This window comes from Saccharothrix sp. CCNWYY140 (assembly GCF_037401995.1).
GTDB lineage: Bacteria > Actinomycetota > Actinomycetes > Mycobacteriales > Pseudonocardiaceae > Actinosynnema.
Map to the genome: position 1 here is coordinate 122,688 of NZ_JBBEGC010000007.1, position 14,423 is coordinate 137,110.

At 72.0% G+C, this 14,423-nt stretch carries 11 protein-coding genes; 3 read left to right on the forward strand and 8 right to left on the reverse strand.

The genetic code is table 11. From position 1 onward, the window contains the following. Position 1 precedes the first annotated feature (1 nt). The 3 genes from WBN91_RS06635 to WBN91_RS06645 form a co-directional block, all read right to left on the reverse strand. Complete coding sequence (locus WBN91_RS06635) at positions 2-1,564, reverse strand: amidohydrolase (protein ID WP_443217667.1); 1,563 nt, start codon at positions 1,562-1,564, stop codon at positions 2-4. Then, positions 1,561-2,574 carry an L-erythro-3,5-diaminohexanoate dehydrogenase gene (locus WBN91_RS06640; protein WP_337722238.1) on the reverse strand — a complete coding sequence of 338 codons (1,014 nt, stop codon included), beginning with the start codon at positions 2,572-2,574 and terminating at the stop codon, positions 1,561-1,563. The genes WBN91_RS06635 and WBN91_RS06640 overlap by 4 nt, the downstream gene beginning before the upstream one ends. Before the next feature lie 75 nt (positions 2,575-2,649). After that, positions 2,650-3,807 carry an FAD-dependent oxidoreductase gene (locus WBN91_RS06645; protein WP_337722239.1) on the reverse strand — a complete coding sequence of 386 codons (1,158 nt, stop codon included), beginning with the start codon at positions 3,805-3,807 and terminating at the stop codon, positions 2,650-2,652. A 79-nt stretch (positions 3,808-3,886) separates the two neighbouring features. Here WBN91_RS06645 and WBN91_RS06650 point away from each other — a divergent pair, with 79 nt between their 5' ends. Beyond that, positions 3,887-4,690, forward strand: a complete 804-nt coding sequence (locus WBN91_RS06650) for a helix-turn-helix transcriptional regulator (protein ID WP_337722240.1) — start codon at positions 3,887-3,889, stop codon at positions 4,688-4,690. On the opposite strand, the gene WBN91_RS06655 is transcribed toward WBN91_RS06650, so the two are convergent. The 4 genes from WBN91_RS06655 to WBN91_RS06670 all read right to left on the reverse strand — a co-directional run bounded on the left by WBN91_RS06655 (position 4,627) and on the right by WBN91_RS06670 (position 8,323). Next, positions 4,627-5,214, reverse strand: a complete 588-nt coding sequence (locus tag WBN91_RS06655; RefSeq protein WP_337722241.1) for an EF-hand domain-containing protein — start codon at positions 5,212-5,214, stop codon at positions 4,627-4,629. The genes WBN91_RS06650 and WBN91_RS06655 overlap by 64 nt on opposite strands. Before the next feature lie 133 nt (positions 5,215-5,347). Further along, a complete protein-coding gene (locus tag WBN91_RS06660; RefSeq protein ID WP_337722242.1) occupies positions 5,348-6,847 on the reverse strand; it encodes a tripartite tricarboxylate transporter permease in 1,500 nt (499 codons plus the stop codon). Then, on the reverse strand, positions 6,840-7,346 hold the full coding sequence (locus tag WBN91_RS06665) for a tripartite tricarboxylate transporter TctB family protein (protein WP_337722243.1): 507 nt from the start codon (positions 7,344-7,346) through the stop codon (positions 6,840-6,842). The genes WBN91_RS06660 and WBN91_RS06665 overlap by 8 nt, the downstream gene beginning before the upstream one ends. Beyond that, positions 7,343-8,323, reverse strand: a complete 981-nt coding sequence (locus WBN91_RS06670; protein ID WP_337722244.1) for a Bug family tripartite tricarboxylate transporter substrate binding protein — start codon at positions 8,321-8,323, stop codon at positions 7,343-7,345. The genes WBN91_RS06665 and WBN91_RS06670 overlap by 4 nt, the downstream gene beginning before the upstream one ends. Positions 8,324-8,477: 154 nt before the next feature. Here WBN91_RS06670 and WBN91_RS06675 point away from each other — a divergent pair, with 154 nt between their 5' ends. Together WBN91_RS06675 and WBN91_RS06680 are read left to right on the forward strand one after the other, a co-directional pair. After that, complete coding sequence (locus WBN91_RS06675; protein ID WP_337722245.1) at positions 8,478-10,061, forward strand: sensor histidine kinase; 1,584 nt, start codon at positions 8,478-8,480, stop codon at positions 10,059-10,061. Beyond that, positions 10,058-10,729 (forward strand): response regulator, encoded by a 672-nt coding sequence (locus WBN91_RS06680; RefSeq protein ID WP_443217668.1) that lies wholly within the window; start codon positions 10,058-10,060, stop codon positions 10,727-10,729. The genes WBN91_RS06675 and WBN91_RS06680 overlap by 4 nt, the downstream gene beginning before the upstream one ends. Positions 10,730-10,733: 4 nt before the next feature. Here the strand turns inward: WBN91_RS06680 and WBN91_RS06685 are convergent, their stop codons facing one another. Beyond that, complete coding sequence (locus WBN91_RS06685) at positions 10,734-14,423, reverse strand: NACHT domain-containing protein (RefSeq protein ID WP_337722246.1); 3,690 nt, start codon at positions 14,421-14,423, stop codon at positions 10,734-10,736.

Here is a 14,423-nt window from a genome sequence, read left to right on the forward strand (position 1 = left end):
GTCACTCCCTTTCGAAAATCGTCCGGCCGCGCAACACGGTCCGCAAGCAGGTGGGGGTCGAGTCGAGGGACGGCAGTCCGGGCACGCGGGAGCGCGGGTCGGTGGACCACCGCTGCACGCGCGAGTCGGGCGTTCTGACCTCCAGCTCCCCCGCTTCCCACACCGCGTAGGTGGCGGGCGCGCCGGGCTGGAGGGTGCCGGTGATGCCGTCGTCCACGCCGGCCGCGCGCCAGCCGCCGCGGGTGTGGGCGTTGAACGCGGCGCGCGGGGAGATGCCGAAGCCGTCCGTGCGGTGGTGGACGGCGGCGCGGATCGCCGCCCACGGGTCCACCGCGGTCACGGGGGCGTCGGAGCCGAAGGCCAGCACGAGGCCGGCGCTCGCGAGCTGGGCGAACGGGTTGAGCGCCGTGCCGCGCTCGATGCCCAGGCGCTGCGCGTACATGCCCTCGGGGCCGCCCCACTCGTGGTCGAACAGCGGCTGCACCGACGCGACCACGCCCCACGAGCCCAGTTTCGCGGCCTGCTCGGCGGTGATCATCTCGACGTGTTCCAGCCGGTGGCGGCGGGCGGCCAGCGCGGGCGCGCCGACGGTCGCGGCGGCCTTCTCGAAGCCCTCGACCACGGCGGCCATCGCGGCGTCGCCGATGACGTGGAACCCGCCCTGCAACCCGGCCTGGGTGCAGGCCACCAGGTGCGCGGCGATCTCGTCGGCGGACAGGTACAGCGCGCCGGAGGTGTCGGCGTCGGCGTACGGGTCGCACAGCGCGGCCGTGCGGGAGCCCAGCGCGCCGTCCACGAACAGGTCGCCGGCCAGGCCGCGCACAGGCAGGTCGATCGGGTCGCGGGAGCCCCAGTAGCCCACGACCTCCGGTCCGTGGGTCCCGGCGAGCAGGTCGGCCAGGTCGTCGCGGCTGGAGATGTCGGGGCCGGCGCACTCGTGCACGGAGGCGATGCCCATCGAGGCCGCGTGCTCCAGGAACGCCCGCTGCGCGGCCCGGCGCCGGTCGGCGGGGATGGCGTCCTTGGCCGCGCCCCGCACGAGGTGGTGCGCGGCGCGGGACAGCGGGCCGTCCGGGGACCAGCCGTCGGCGGCGCGGGCGGTCGGGGCGAGATCGACCAGGGCGGTGGAGACCAGCGCCGAGTGCACGTCGATGCGCGAGAGGTAGACGGTCTTGCCGCAGGCGGCGTCGTCCAGCTCGGCGCGCGTGGGCGGGCGGTGCTCGGGCCAGCGGGTCTCGTCCCAGCCGTGCCCCCACACCAGGGGGCCTTCGGCGGCGCGCACCGCGTCGAGCAGCTCGACCAGGGACCGGCAGCGGGTCAGGTCCAGGCCGGTGCGCAGCAGGCCGGCGGACGTGGCGTGCACGTGGGCGTCCACGAACGCGGGCGCGACCCACGCGCCGGCCAGGTCCACGACCTCGGCGGCGGGGTGCAGGGCACGGCCCACGGAGTCCTGGCCCAGCCACACCACGGTGCCGTCGGTGATCGCCATCGCGGTGGCGTCCGGCGAGGTCGGGGAGTGGACCCGGCCACCGACCAGCAGCTGGGTCCTGTTCACGGTAGTCACGCCTGTGCAGTCTGCCGGTGGTCGAACAGCGCCCACACGGCAGGCTCGGCGCGCAGCAGGTCCAGGGCGAACTCGGCGTGACCGGGCACGTAGCCGTTGCCGACCAGCATCTCCACGTCCGCCGCCAGGCCCTCCGCGCCCAGCGCGGCGGCGGAGAAGGAGGTGGCCATCGAGAAGAACACGACCGTGCCGCCGTCGGCGGTGGCCAGGATCGCGCCGTGCTCGCAGCCCGGGACGTCCACGCACACCACCGTCACGTCCACGGGCGCGCCCACGGCGTCCAGGACGGCGACGGGGTTGCGGGCGTCGGCGATCACGACCTCGTCGGCCAGGCCGGACTCCCGCACCCGCGCGGCCTCGCCCTCGGTGGGCACGAGGGCCACCAGCCGGGTCGCGCCGGCGCGGCGGGCGGCGGCCAGCGACAGCGACCCGGACTTGCCGCCACCGCCCAGGACCAGCACGGAGTTGGCCGACTTGCGCCGCACCACCCGGTCGGTCAGGGCCGGCGCGCCGCACACGTCCAGCACGGACAGCGCGAGCTCGTCGGGCAGGTCGGCGGGCAGCACGGCCGCGATGGACCGGCCGAACAGCACCGCCGTGCCCGCGCACGGGACCTGCTCGGTCGTGCCGTCCCAGCTCGCCAGGTCGTCGGTGATCCGCAGCGGGGTGAGCGTGAGCGACACCAGGGTGGCGATCCGGTCGCCGGGCTGGAGGCCCAGCGGCGAGTCCGGGCCGACCGCGCGCACCGTGCCCAGCAGCATCCCGCCGGACCCGGTGACCGGGTTCTGCATCTTGCCGCGCTCGGCCACGATGTCCAGCACGGCCCGCTTGATGCCGTCCCCGTGCTCCTCGCGCAGTTGGCGGAAGGAGGCGGCGTCCAGGTTGAGCCGCTCGACGTCCACCACGACCTCGTCCGCGCCGCACTCCGGTGTCGGGTCCAGCCGCCACGCCTGCTGCGGCAGGACGCCCGCGGGCTCGACGACACGGTGCAGACCGAACGGCGACGTCATGGAAATCCTTCGGCTTGGCGACGGCTGGACGCCGATATCTTCACGTGAGGCATCAAGATTGCGCAAGAGTTCAGGTCAGTAGTCGGGCAGCGTGATCGCCGTGGCCGCCCGCCGGATCGGTTCGGTGATCCGCTCGATCACGCGGTCGCGGCCGGGCAGGTGCGGCATCAGGCGCAGCATCCGGGTCTGGAACCAGATCTTGGCCTTGGAGGACAGCACCATGCCCTTGAGGTTGGCTTCGGCCAGGGCCTGGTTCGCGGTGACGAAGTCGCGCAGGACGGTCTCGTAGCGGTCGAACGCCCCGTCCAGGCCGTTGACCAGCTCGCCCGCCAGGACGTACGCGCCGACCAGCGCCAGGCTCGTGCCCTGGCCGGAAGCCGGCGAGGCCGCGTAAGCCGCGTCGCCCACCAGCACGACCCGGCCCGCGGACCAGCGCGGCATCCGGATCAGGCTCACCGAGTCGAAGTACAGGTCCCGCGCCGACGCCGCCTCGGCCAGCAGCTCGGGCACCTTCCACCCGGCCCCCTCGAACGCCTCCGCCAGCTGCCGCGCGGGCGGGCCGGCGTGCTCGGGCGAGCGGAACAGGAACAGGGCGCGGGCGCCGCCGTCGCCGGCCGTCCGGTAGACGTTGGCCGTGCGACCGGGCTCGGCGTACAGCAGCTCCTCGCGGTCCAGCCCGTGCCCGGAGGACGAGGTGAAGATCGACACGTGGTGCCCGAGGTCGTGCCGGAACCGCTCCTCGTCCCCGAACACCAGCTCCCGCACCCGCGAGTGCACCCCGTCCGCGCCGACCACCACGTCGAACACCCGCTCCAGCCCGGAGACGAACCGGACCGCCACCCCGCCGTCCACCTCGGCCAGCTCCTCGACCGAGTCGCCGAACAGGTACTCGACGTCCGCCGCGTCCCGCAGCACGCGGACCAGGTCCCCGCGCAGGACCTCCAGGTCCTCCCCCTCGCGCCCGCCGAAGACGTCGGCGCTCATCGTCGCCACCCGCCGCCCGGCGGAGTCGACGAAGTGGGCGTCCCGGACCTGCGTCTCCAGCGCCAGCAGGTCGGCCAGCACCCCGGCGCGGCGGGCCACCTCGACCGCGGCGCCGCGCAGGTCCACCTTGTACCCGCCGTCGCGCACCTCCGGCGCCCGCTCGACCACGGTCACGTCCACCCCGTACCGCCGCAGCCAGTAGGCCAACGACAAACCCGCCACACCCGCACCCGAGATCAAGATGTCCATGAGGAAGATCGTGCGGCCCGCCGACCGGCCTACCCAGAGCCGGAGATTTCCTGGGTATTCCAGACCTAGGCTTGCGGCCGTGAGCGAGCTGAGCGAGTTCCTGCGGTCCCGACGCGGCCGGTTGAGCCCCGAACAGGCGGGGCTGGCCACCTTCGGCACCCGCCGCCGAGTGCCCGGCCTGCGCCGCGAGGAACTGGCCCAGCTGGCCGGCATCAGCGCCGACTACTACATCCGCTTCGAGCAGGGCCGCCTGGACAACGTCTCCGACCAGGTCCTCGACGCCGTCGCCCGCGCCCTGCGGCTCGACGACACCGAGCACGGCCACCTGCGCACCCTGGTCCGCCCGCACGGCCTGCGGCCCGGCGAACACCCCACCCGCCCGCAGCAGCGGTGGCTGCTCGACAGCATCGCCGGACCCGCCTACATCCTCGGCGCCCGCACCGACGTGCTGGCCTGGAACGCCCTGGCCAGTGCCCTCTACGGCGTGGACCTCGGCACCCTCGACCCGCCGAACATGGCCCGCCTGATCTTCCTCGACCCCGCCGCCCGCACGCTGTGGGTCCCGTGGGAGGACAAGGCGCGCGACACCGTCGGCGGCCTGCGCGTGCTGGCCGGGATGTACCCCGACGACCGCGCGCTGCACGACCTCGTGGCCGAACTGCACGACCGCGACCCGGACTTCGGCCGGCTGTGGGCCGAGCACGACGTGTGGACCAGCCCGTTCGGGGAGAAGCGCTTCCACCACCCCGTCGCGGGGGACTTCTCCCTGCACTACGAGGCGTTCGCGGTCCCCGGCGCTCCGGACCGCACCCTGATCACCTACACCGCCGAACCCGACTCCCCCGGCGCGACCGCGCTGAGGCTGCTGGGCGGCCGGCCGTAGAACCAGTTGCCCGCCGCGGCCGGGTCGTCGCTGGTCCAGTACTCGACGATCGCCGTCGCCACCTCCGCCCGCACCACCGACCCGTCCCCGTCCCGGTCGAGGTGCGCGAAGGCCTCCGCGACCTCCTCCTCGGACACGTCGGGCTGGTGGCCGCGCAGGAACGCCAGGTACTCGGCGAACCCGATCCGACCGTCCCCGTCGGCGTCGGCCACCTCGAACACCGCCACCGCCATGTCCGCGATCGCCCCCGCACGCCCGGCCGCCCCGGCGACCGCCGCCACGAACTCCTCCCGCGTGACACTGCCGTCACCGTCCAGGTCGTGCGGCCGGTGCACGCGCTCCCAGATCCGGCAGAACGCCTCGATGATCCGGTGCTCGGCGGCCGACCCGGGCTGGTGCCCCAACGCCGCCGCCGTCCGCTCCCCCATCACCACGTGGTCGTGCCAGGACAACCGGCCATCCCGGTCGCCGTCCAGGCGGTCGAAACCCAGGCGGATCTTGCGGTCGAGGAACGACGTGGACACCGGACCTCCCTTTCGGTGTGGGTCCACCCATCCTGGTGTCCACGACCCGCGACCGCCCGGCCACGGCCGATGATCCAACCGATCGTGCGTACCGCCGCCGGGCGTGCGCGCCTCTCGCCCGGCGGCGGCACGGTCAGCCCGTCGCGACCGGCACGCGTGGCCGGCGGCGGCGCAGGACCGCCGCCACGACGAGTGCCGCCGCCAGCAGCGCGTAGGCCGCCGCCGCGAACGGGCTGGTCACCAGGGCGGACGGGTCGCCCTCGCTGATCTGCAAGGTGCGGCGCACCTGCTCCTCCGCCATCGGGCCCAGGATCAGGCCCACCACCAGCGGCGCCACGGGGTAGCCGTGGCGGCGCATGAAGAACCCGACCGCGCCGATGACCAGCAGCACGACCAGGTCGTCCACCACGAAGTTCACCGCGTAGGTGCCCAGCGCGGCGAACAGCAGGATGCCCGCGTACAGGTAGGGGCGCGGGATCTGGAGGACCTTCACCCAGATCTTCACCAGCGGCAGGTTGAGCACCAGCAGCATCACGTTGCCGATGTACAGCGACGCGATCAGCGCCCACACCATCGCCGAGTTGGTGGTGAACAGCAGCGGACCGGGCTGGATGCCGTAGCTCTGGAACGCCGCCACGATCACCGCCGCGGTCGCCGTCGTCGGCAGGCCCAGCGTCAGCAGCGGCACCAGGACGCCCGCCGCCGCCGCGTTGTTGGCCGCCTCCGGACCGGCGACGCCCTCGATCGCGCCCTTGCCGAACTCGTCCTTGTGCCGCGACAGCTTCTTCTCCGCCGCGTAGGACAGGAACGTCGAGACGTCCGCGCCGCCCGCCGGCACCGTGCCGATCGGGAACCCGATGAACGTGCCGCGCAGCCACGGCTTCCACGACCGCCGCCAGAACTCGCCGGTCATCCACTTCCCGCCGACCGGCACCACCTCGACCGGGCCGTGCCGCAGCCGGGAGGCCACGTAGAGCGCCTCGCCGACCGCGAACACGCCGACCGCGACGACCACGACGTCGATCCCGTCGGCCAGCGTCGGCACCCCGAGGGTGAACCGCTGCTGACCGGACAACGTGTCCGTCCCGACCAAGCCCAGGAACAACCCGACGGCCAGCGACGCCAGCCCGCGCACCGGCGAGGACCCCAGCAGCGCCGCGACGGTCGCGAACGCCACCACCATCAGCGCCACGTAGTCCGCCGGGCCGAGCGTCACGGCGATGTCGGCGATGGTCGGCGCCAACGCCGTGAGCAGCACCGTGGCGATGGTGCCCGCCACGAACGACCCGATCGCCGCCGTGGCCAGCGCCGCCGCGCCCTTGCCCGCGCGGGCCATCCGGTTGCCCTCCAGCGCGGTGACGATGGAGGACGACTCCCCCGGCGTGTTGAGCAGGATCGAGGTCGTCGACCCGCCGTACATGCCGCCGTAGTAGATGCCCGCGAAGATGATCAACGCGGCGGTCGGTTCCAGCGTGTAGGTCAACGGCAGCAGCAGGGCCACCGTCATCGCCGGGCCGATGCCCGGCAGCACACCCACGGCGGTGCCGAGGGTGACGCCCAGCAGGGCGTAGAGCAGGTACTCGGGCTGCGCGGCGGTCGCGAAGCCCTCAAGCAGTGCGGTGAGGCTACCCATCGAGCAGCGGCACCCCCTCGAACACGCCGGCCGGCAGCGACAGGCCCAGCCCGGACGCGAACACCACCTGCACCACCAGCGCCAGCACCACGGCGACCACCAGCGCCTTCCACCACACCGCGCCCAGCGCCCACGCCGCGCCGAAGAACAGCACGGCCGCCGCCACCGGCCAGCCGACCACGTCGATCAGCACCAGGTGCGCCACCAGCAGCGCGACCAGCTTGGCCACGGTGAGCCAGTCGGTGCGCACGCCGGTGTCGACGTCCTCGCCGTCCTCGGCCTCGCCCAGCCGGCCCCGGGCCGTGGCGACGATCGCCGCCACGCCCGTGACCAGCAGCAACACACCCACCGCGTAGGGGAAGGCGCGGGCGCCCACGGCGTCCCGGGTCGTGGCGATGGTGCCCGCGTCCACCAGGGTGAACACGCCCAGCGCCACGACTAGGCCGCCGAAGACGTACTCCTCGACCTTGGCCGAGGTCTGCGCGACCTCGGTGGTCACTTGACCAGGCCGATGTCCTGGAGGACCGGCTTGATGCGGCCGATCTCCACGGTGAGGAACTTGGAGAACTCGTGGCCGGTCAGGAACGTGTCGGTCCAGCCCTTCTTCTTCAGCTCCTCCTGCCACTGCGGGCTGGCGTGCATGTCGGTGACCAGCTTGACCAGCCGGTCCTTGGCCGCGGGCGAGATCGACCCGGGCGCCACCACGCCACGCCAGTTGATCAGCTCGACGCCGGTGCCCACGTTCTTGAACGTCGGCGCGTTCAGCTCCGGGTTCGGCGTGGGGCCGGAGGTGCCCAGGGCGCGCAGCTTGCCCGCCTTGATCTGCTCCTTGTACTCGCCGACGCCGGAGATGCCCGCGTCGACCTTCTTGCCCAGCAGCGCCGCCAGCGACTCGCCGCCACCGGAGTAGGGCACGTAGTTGAGCTTGGCCGGGTCGATGTCCTTGGCCTTGAGCAGCATCGCGGCGAGGATGTGGTCGGTGCCGCCGGCCGAGCCGCCGGTGATCGACACCCCCTGGCCCTTGTCCTGCACGGCCTTGAGCAGGTCCTCGATCGTCTGGTACGGCGAGTCGGCCGGGACGACGACCACCTCCTCCTCGGCGGTCAGCCGGGCGATCGGGGTGGTGTCCTCCAGCCGCTTGTCCACGCCGTTGGTCTCCACCGCGCCGACCATGACCAGGCCGGTGACCATCAGGTAGGACTCGGACCGCTCGTTGGCCAGCTTTTGCAGCCCGACCGTGCCGCCGGCCCCGCCGACGTTGCTGACCTGCACGGACTTCACCAGGTCGGCCCCGGTGACGGCGGCCTGCATGGCGCGGGCGGTCTGGTCCCAGCCGCCGCCCGGGTCGGCCGGGGCCATGATCTCCAGCTTGGCGATCTCCCCCGTCGCCGACGACTTCGCGCCTCCCCCACACCCCGCGAGCGCCAGCCCCGCGGCGAGGACCGCCGCGAGCAGTCGGGTGTGCTGTGCTGCCATCGAATGCCTCCACGTTCCCGCCAGGGCGTCGTCGCCCTGGTTGGGCGGGAACGGTAGGGACGGGGGGTGCGAGCGGTAAGGCATCGGTCGTAAGGGCCGTATTGGTCGTTTAGGTCTTGCCCGGTCGGACCCGCCGTGGGTCAGAATGCCCTCCATGCGTCGCCGCCGCCGCACCGTCCCGCTCGGGTGGTCCCTGCTCGTGTTGCAGGTGGTCATCGTGCTGGTGACGACGTGCGCGGCGGGCCTGCTGGCGGCCAAGCTCCAGTCCGACCGCATCCGCGAGGCCTACAAGGACCGGATGCTGTCGGTCGCCGAGAGCGTCGCGCGGTTGCCCACGGTGGTGGACGCGTTCGGCTCGCCGGACCCGGCGGCGACCATCCAGCCGCTGGCGGAGCTGATCCGCAAGGCGTCGGGCGTGACCTACGTGGTGGTGACCGACCGCAACGGTGTCCGCTACGCCCACCCGGACCCGGCGCGGATAGGGGAACGCGTCTCGACGGACCCGAGTTCGGCGTTGTCCGGGCAGGTGTTCGTCGGCACCGAGACCGGGACGCTGGGCACGTCGCTGCGGGCGAAGGTGCCGGTGCGGGCGGCCGACGGGCAGATCATCGGGATGGCGTCGGTGGGCATCCTGGAGAGCGAGCTGTCCGCCGACCTGGCCGAGGACCTGCCGGAGCTGATCGGGTGGCTGGCCGCCGCCGCCCTGGTCGGCGTGCTGGGCGCGGCGCTGGTGACGCAGCTGGTCCGGCGGCGGACGTTCAAGCTGGAACCGGCGGAGATCGCGCAGCTGCTGGAGACAAGGGACGCGATGCTGCACGGCATCCGCGAGGGCGTCGTCGCCGTGGACGAGCGGGAGCGGTTGGCGCTGGTCAACGACGAGGCGATGCGGCTGCTGGACCTGACGGAGGACCCGACCGGACGTCCCGCGGCGCAGGTCTTGGAGGACGGCGGCCTGCTGGACCTGGCCCGCGGCGTGGACGACGTGGCCGACCGCCTGGTCCTGGCCGGCGAACGGGTGCTGGTGGCCAACCGGATGACCGCCAAGACCCAGGGCCGCCCGGTCGGCGTGGTGCTCACCCTGCGCGACCGGACCGAGCTGCACGACGCGCTGCGCCAACTCGACGGGCAACGGACCGTGACCGAGGTGCTGCGCGCACAGGCACACGAGTTCTCCAACCACCTGCACGTCATCGGCGGCCTGGTCGAGCTGGACCGGCGCGCGGAGGCCGTCGCCTACATCGAACGCGTCGGCGGCGCCGGCTCGGTCACGTCCGACATCATCTCCGGCGCCGTCGCCGACCCGGCCTTGGCGGCCCTGCTGCTGGCCAAGTCGTCCACCGCGCACGAGCGGGGCGTGGCCCTGCGGCTGGACCCGACCTCGGCGGTCGCGACCCGGGCCGGCGACGACGCGCTGACCGTGCTGGGCAACCTGGTCGACAACGCGGTGGACGCCGTGGACCCCGGTGGGACGGTGCGGGTGCTGGTGCGGTCGTCGTCGGACGGCGTGCGGATGGTCGTGGACGACGACGGCCCGGGGGTCGAGGAGTCGCAACGCGGGCGGATCTTCACGCTGGGCGTGAGCTCGAAGGCGCCGGAGGGCGCGCACGGACGAGGGATCGGGCTGGCGTTGGTGTCGAGGGTGGTCACGCGGCGCAGCGGCCGGGTGGAGATCACAGACTCGGAGCTGGGCGGGGCGTCGTTCGACGTGTGGCTGCCGGACGGAGGTGTCCGGTCGTGACTACCGTGCGGACGCTGGTGGTGGACGACGACTTCGCCGTGGCGGCGATCCACCGGGGCTTCCTGGAGGCCCTGCCGGAGTTCACCGTGGTGGGCGAGGCTCACGGCGGCGGCGAGGCGCTGCGTGCTGTGGAGGCCCTGCGCCCGGACTTGGTGCTGCTGGACATCCACCTGCCCGATATCTCGGGCTTGGAGGTGCTGGCCCGTCTGCGGGCACGGTCCGGTCCTCCGGTGGACGTCATCGCGGTGACCGCGGCGCGCGAGCTGGAGACCGTACGGCAGGCCATGTCCCGGGGCGTCGACCACTACCTGGTGAAGCCGTTCACCCGGACCGCTTTCCTGGACCGGATGCGCGAGTACCTGGCACGGCGGCAGGAGGTACAGCGGCTGGGCCGGTGGCTGGACCAGGACGAGGTGGACCAGTTGTTGCAGCACCGGCCTCGGTCGGGGTTGCCGAAGGGGTTGTCGGCGGTGACGTTGCGACTGGTGACCGAGGCGTTGCGCGACAGTGCGACGGACCTGTCGGCGCAGGAGGTCGGCGAGCGGGCAGGTCTGTCGCGGGTGAGCGCTAGGCGGTACCTGGAGCACTTGGTGGCGGTAGGCAAGGCAGAAGTCCAACCCCGCTACGGCATGGCCAACCGCCCCGCCCACGGCTACCGACTCACCTGACCCCTCACCGCCCAACGGCGAACCACCGACCGGTCCGGGCAACCTCCGCCAATGGGGTCTCTTTCGTCGCTGCGGAGTGCAAGCTCTCCGCCAGGGTCACCCAGTACTCCGGGTACTCCGCCGCCTCACAGAGGATGGCCTGCACGAGGCCAGGCGGTAGTTCCACCTGTGCCCCATCGGAAGGACCGAACCACACCAGAGGTCCGACCTGGCGTAGCGCGGCGCTTAAGACCTCCGTCGGTTGTGTGTGCATCCGAGCGTGGATGGCCCGTTCTACGGGCCAGCAGTACGGATCCGCATCCAGCACGTGTCTCAATGTCTGTGGGTACACCTCGTCCAGCGGGTCGAGAGCGTCGACCTTGGCTGTGTGGTGAAGGAGAAGTGCGGCCGTCGGAGCGGCCAGTACCCTCACCGACCCGAGGATCGACCGCGACAACGGTTCCGCGAGCTCATACCTCGCAAGCGCACTGGACATCGAGAGCAACGCCCTGCGGCCGGCGTGCGGCAAGTCCAGCAACGCCTTCTCGACGAGATCCACACACTCGAACACGATCGACTCCGGAGCAGCCAACAGCAGCGTCAACGTCCACCTGGCGAGCGCGACCGGTTCGGTGCTATCGGGGAACTGCCTGCGCCACCACGCAGGCCGCGTGCGGTTGTGCGCAATTCCCGCGGCGAAGTCATCACTGACGAGGTCCGACTCGGTGTCCAGTTCGACCTCGGTGGAGATACCGATGGCGGCGACGGCATCCGCGAGGAGGCATCCACCGTGTATCTCCCGGATCGTCGTCGACACTGCAGCCCAACTACCGGCTGGCGCAAGGGTGGCGGGATGGCCGTCGGGAACGGTGACCACGGTGCTGTAGCGCGGGTCGACGCCGACCAGTCTCGCCGCTGCCTCCCGCGTCAAATTCGACACGGGCCAGGCGAAGTGGCCGGTGGCCGGCCCGCCGATGTAGTGCTCGGGTGCACCGGTCCCGGTGAAGTGTTCGAACCTGGTCAGGCGCAACAAGTCGGCTGCGTAGCTTCGGCCCGCGGGGTCGTCCCACACGCAGTGGCCGTCGAGCACCGCTCGCAGCAACCTGCGGTCGCCCGGCGAACCCGGCAGCGGCGTGACACCCGCCGAGATCGCGTATTGCGCCGCTGCGGTGTCAGCGAGCGACAAGCGCTCGGTGATGTCGTCGGGCAATCGCTCGCCGGCCCTCAACGCCATGCCCAACCGCAGCCAGGTGGCCTCATCCGCAGTTCCCACCGCTTCGGCCATCCGTGGCTGCCACCAGTCGTCGAACTGCCCGGTGTAGAGGTCCCTGTCCGACGTCGCATTGTGGGCGACCAGTTGCATGCGCAGGACGCTCATCGGGTGGAGCGGCTCACGTTCGACTCGGTTCAACAGCGCCTGCGCCAACGCTCCCGCGCCGCGGTTGTGCGGCAACGGCCCTAGCTCGCGGGCGTCGCTGAGGAGCATGTGCACGCTGAGGTCGTCGGCGAACAGCCGGGCAACGGCGGCTTGTGTGCGGGGACGCGCGGCGAACGCGCCGTCCCGTAGAAGAGCCCACGTCAGTGTCCGGGTGTGAGCGATGCGGCCGACCCCTGGGATCTGCACGGTCGGCGGCCCGTTCGGGTCATCCGGGGGCGGGACGGGCTGGGGGCTGAGGCGTTCGAACTCCTCCGCCAAGACCTCCGCGAGTGCGGCCAGTTCGTTGACTGCGGCGAAGCCCGCATAGAACCGGCAGGTGTTGCTCCAGTACGGCCGTCGCAGCAACTCGCGGAAGACTTCAGAGGCGTCGAAGTACCGCTGGTCCGCCCCGGCGACCTCGTACAGGTGCTTGGCCGCGAAGTACTCCTGCACCGGCTGGACGTCGAACTGGAAGGCGCCCTGTTCCTTGCTCGTCAGCGCCCACACGCGGTCGGTGACGGCCGTGAACAGCTCCTCCACCAGCTCGACGTTCTTGTCCGCGGTGTACAGGTACTCCAGGATCGCGAGCTTGATCTCGCGGATCGGCAGGGTGCCGTTGGATCGCTCGGTCTCCGCGATCGACTGGAGGTGCCACCCCAGGTAGGCCGTCACCTCCTCCAGGTCTCTGCGGTGGCGGTGCACGCTGGCGCTCTTGGCGGCTTCGCGGTCGAGGAAGGTTTCCATGAACGACCGGTACAGCTCGGTGCGCGCCTGCGGGATGGAGTCGCCCCGTTTGAGGATCAGGTACAGCAGGATGGTCAGCTGCATCGGGTTCTCGGCCAACTGGGCGATGTGGGGCTCCATCGCGCGCCGTTCGAAGATCGAGGCCAGTGACTGCTCGTCGGCCGGCGACAGCTCCAGGGCTGCGGCCCACTTGCGCAGGTAGGCGTTGCGGATCTCGGCGTCCAGGGGGAGCAGCACGACGTGCTCGAAGTGGTCGGTGGAGGGTTCTGCGAGGTTCGAGGAGTTCGGGCGGGTGGTCACGACGACTCGGGGCGTCCAGTTGTTGGTCGACAGCCGCGCACGCAGCTTCTCGATCTGGTCGACGACCGTGGCCCGGACCGCGCTGTCGGCCACCTCGTCGAGCCCGTCCAGCACGAGCAGGAGCGGGAAGCGGTCGATCAGGTCGTGCACGGTTTCCACGTCCACCTGGCGACCGCCGCTGCGGGCGCGCAGGAGGTCCGCGAGGAACGCCTCGAGCGACCGTACCGATCGCCGCACCGGCGGCGTGGAGAGGTCGAACGGGTTGTCACCGCCCAACCAGGACGCGTAGTCGCGCAGCTCCACCTTCAGCGGCACCCGCACCTGGTCCTGCGCGACGTCACCCGCCTCACCACGCCCCAGGAGCACCGCGCGGTGGCGCTGGCACACGAACTGCGCCAGCGTCGACTTGCCCTGTCCGGGCGCGCCGAGCACCACGGTCAACGGGTGCTCAGCCTGGAGGAGGTACTCTGCCGCCCCGCCCAGGGGTGCGGTGTGACCCGGCGGGAACCCGATCGCCTTCGCGCCCGCGGGCTTCCACCGAGGGAGCTTGACCCTTGCCGCGCGCACATCGACATACAGGTCCGCCAGGGCGTGGGAGTTCAAGTCGACCTGTTTGAACTTGACCTTCGCGTCCTCGTCCCACTGCGCCGCGACCACTTTCATCAGCAGGTCGCGCAGCTTCAGCTCCCGGACTTCACGCTCGGGCGCCTGGAGCATGTACCGGATCAAGTCCCAACCGGCCAACATGTCCGCGAAGGCCCAGCGGAGCGACTCCGGCGCCGCGTCGACGCGGGCGTCCAGGTCCGCGCGCCACCAGCAGGCCATGTCGACGCCGAACTCGGTGGAGAAGCCGACCAGCAGCTTGTCGAGGCGGTCCATCGTCCCGCGGTCGAGCGGGCCCGTGCCGGCGACGGACGTCAGGAGGATGTAGCGCTTGGCGCCCCTCGCCACCAGCGCCCGGATGTTGTCCGCCTCGCCGCGGATGGCGGTGGTCAGCCACGCCACCGGGTCCCGTTCGGGCGTGGCCGACCACTTCACCTGGTAGACGATCGTCCCGCCGTCGGGATGCGGGCGAACGGCGTCGCGTCCGCCGTCCGCCTGCCCGACCGGCATGCAGGTGACGTCCGGGAAGACGTGCGCCAGCAGCGCGGAGCAGAGCCGTTGGAAGCCCTTCTCCTCCAGACGTTCGTACAGGTAGCGGCCACGCTGGTACCGCTCGGGTAAGTCGGACGGGGGTTCGGCGGCGGCGACCAC

Bases quoted from the DNA above. Each gene is read 5' to 3' on its own strand.
- WBN91_RS06640 (WP_337722238.1), bottom strand. From the start codon at position 2,574: ATGACGTCGCCGTTCGGTCTGCACCGTGTCGTCGAGCCCGCGGGCGTC.
- WBN91_RS06645 (WP_337722239.1), bottom strand. From the start codon at position 3,807: ATGGACATCTTGATCTCGGGTGCGGGTGTGGCGGGTTTGTCGTTGGCC.
- WBN91_RS06660 (WP_337722242.1), bottom strand. From the start codon at position 6,847: ATGGGTAGCCTCACCGCACTGCTTGAGGGCTTCGCGACCGCCGCGCAG.
- WBN91_RS06670 (WP_337722244.1), bottom strand. From the start codon at position 8,323: ATGGCAGCACAGCACACCCGACTGCTCGCGGCGGTCCTCGCCGCGGGG.
- WBN91_RS06675 (WP_337722245.1), top strand. From the start codon at position 8,478: ATGCGTCGCCGCCGCCGCACCGTCCCGCTCGGGTGGTCCCTGCTCGTG.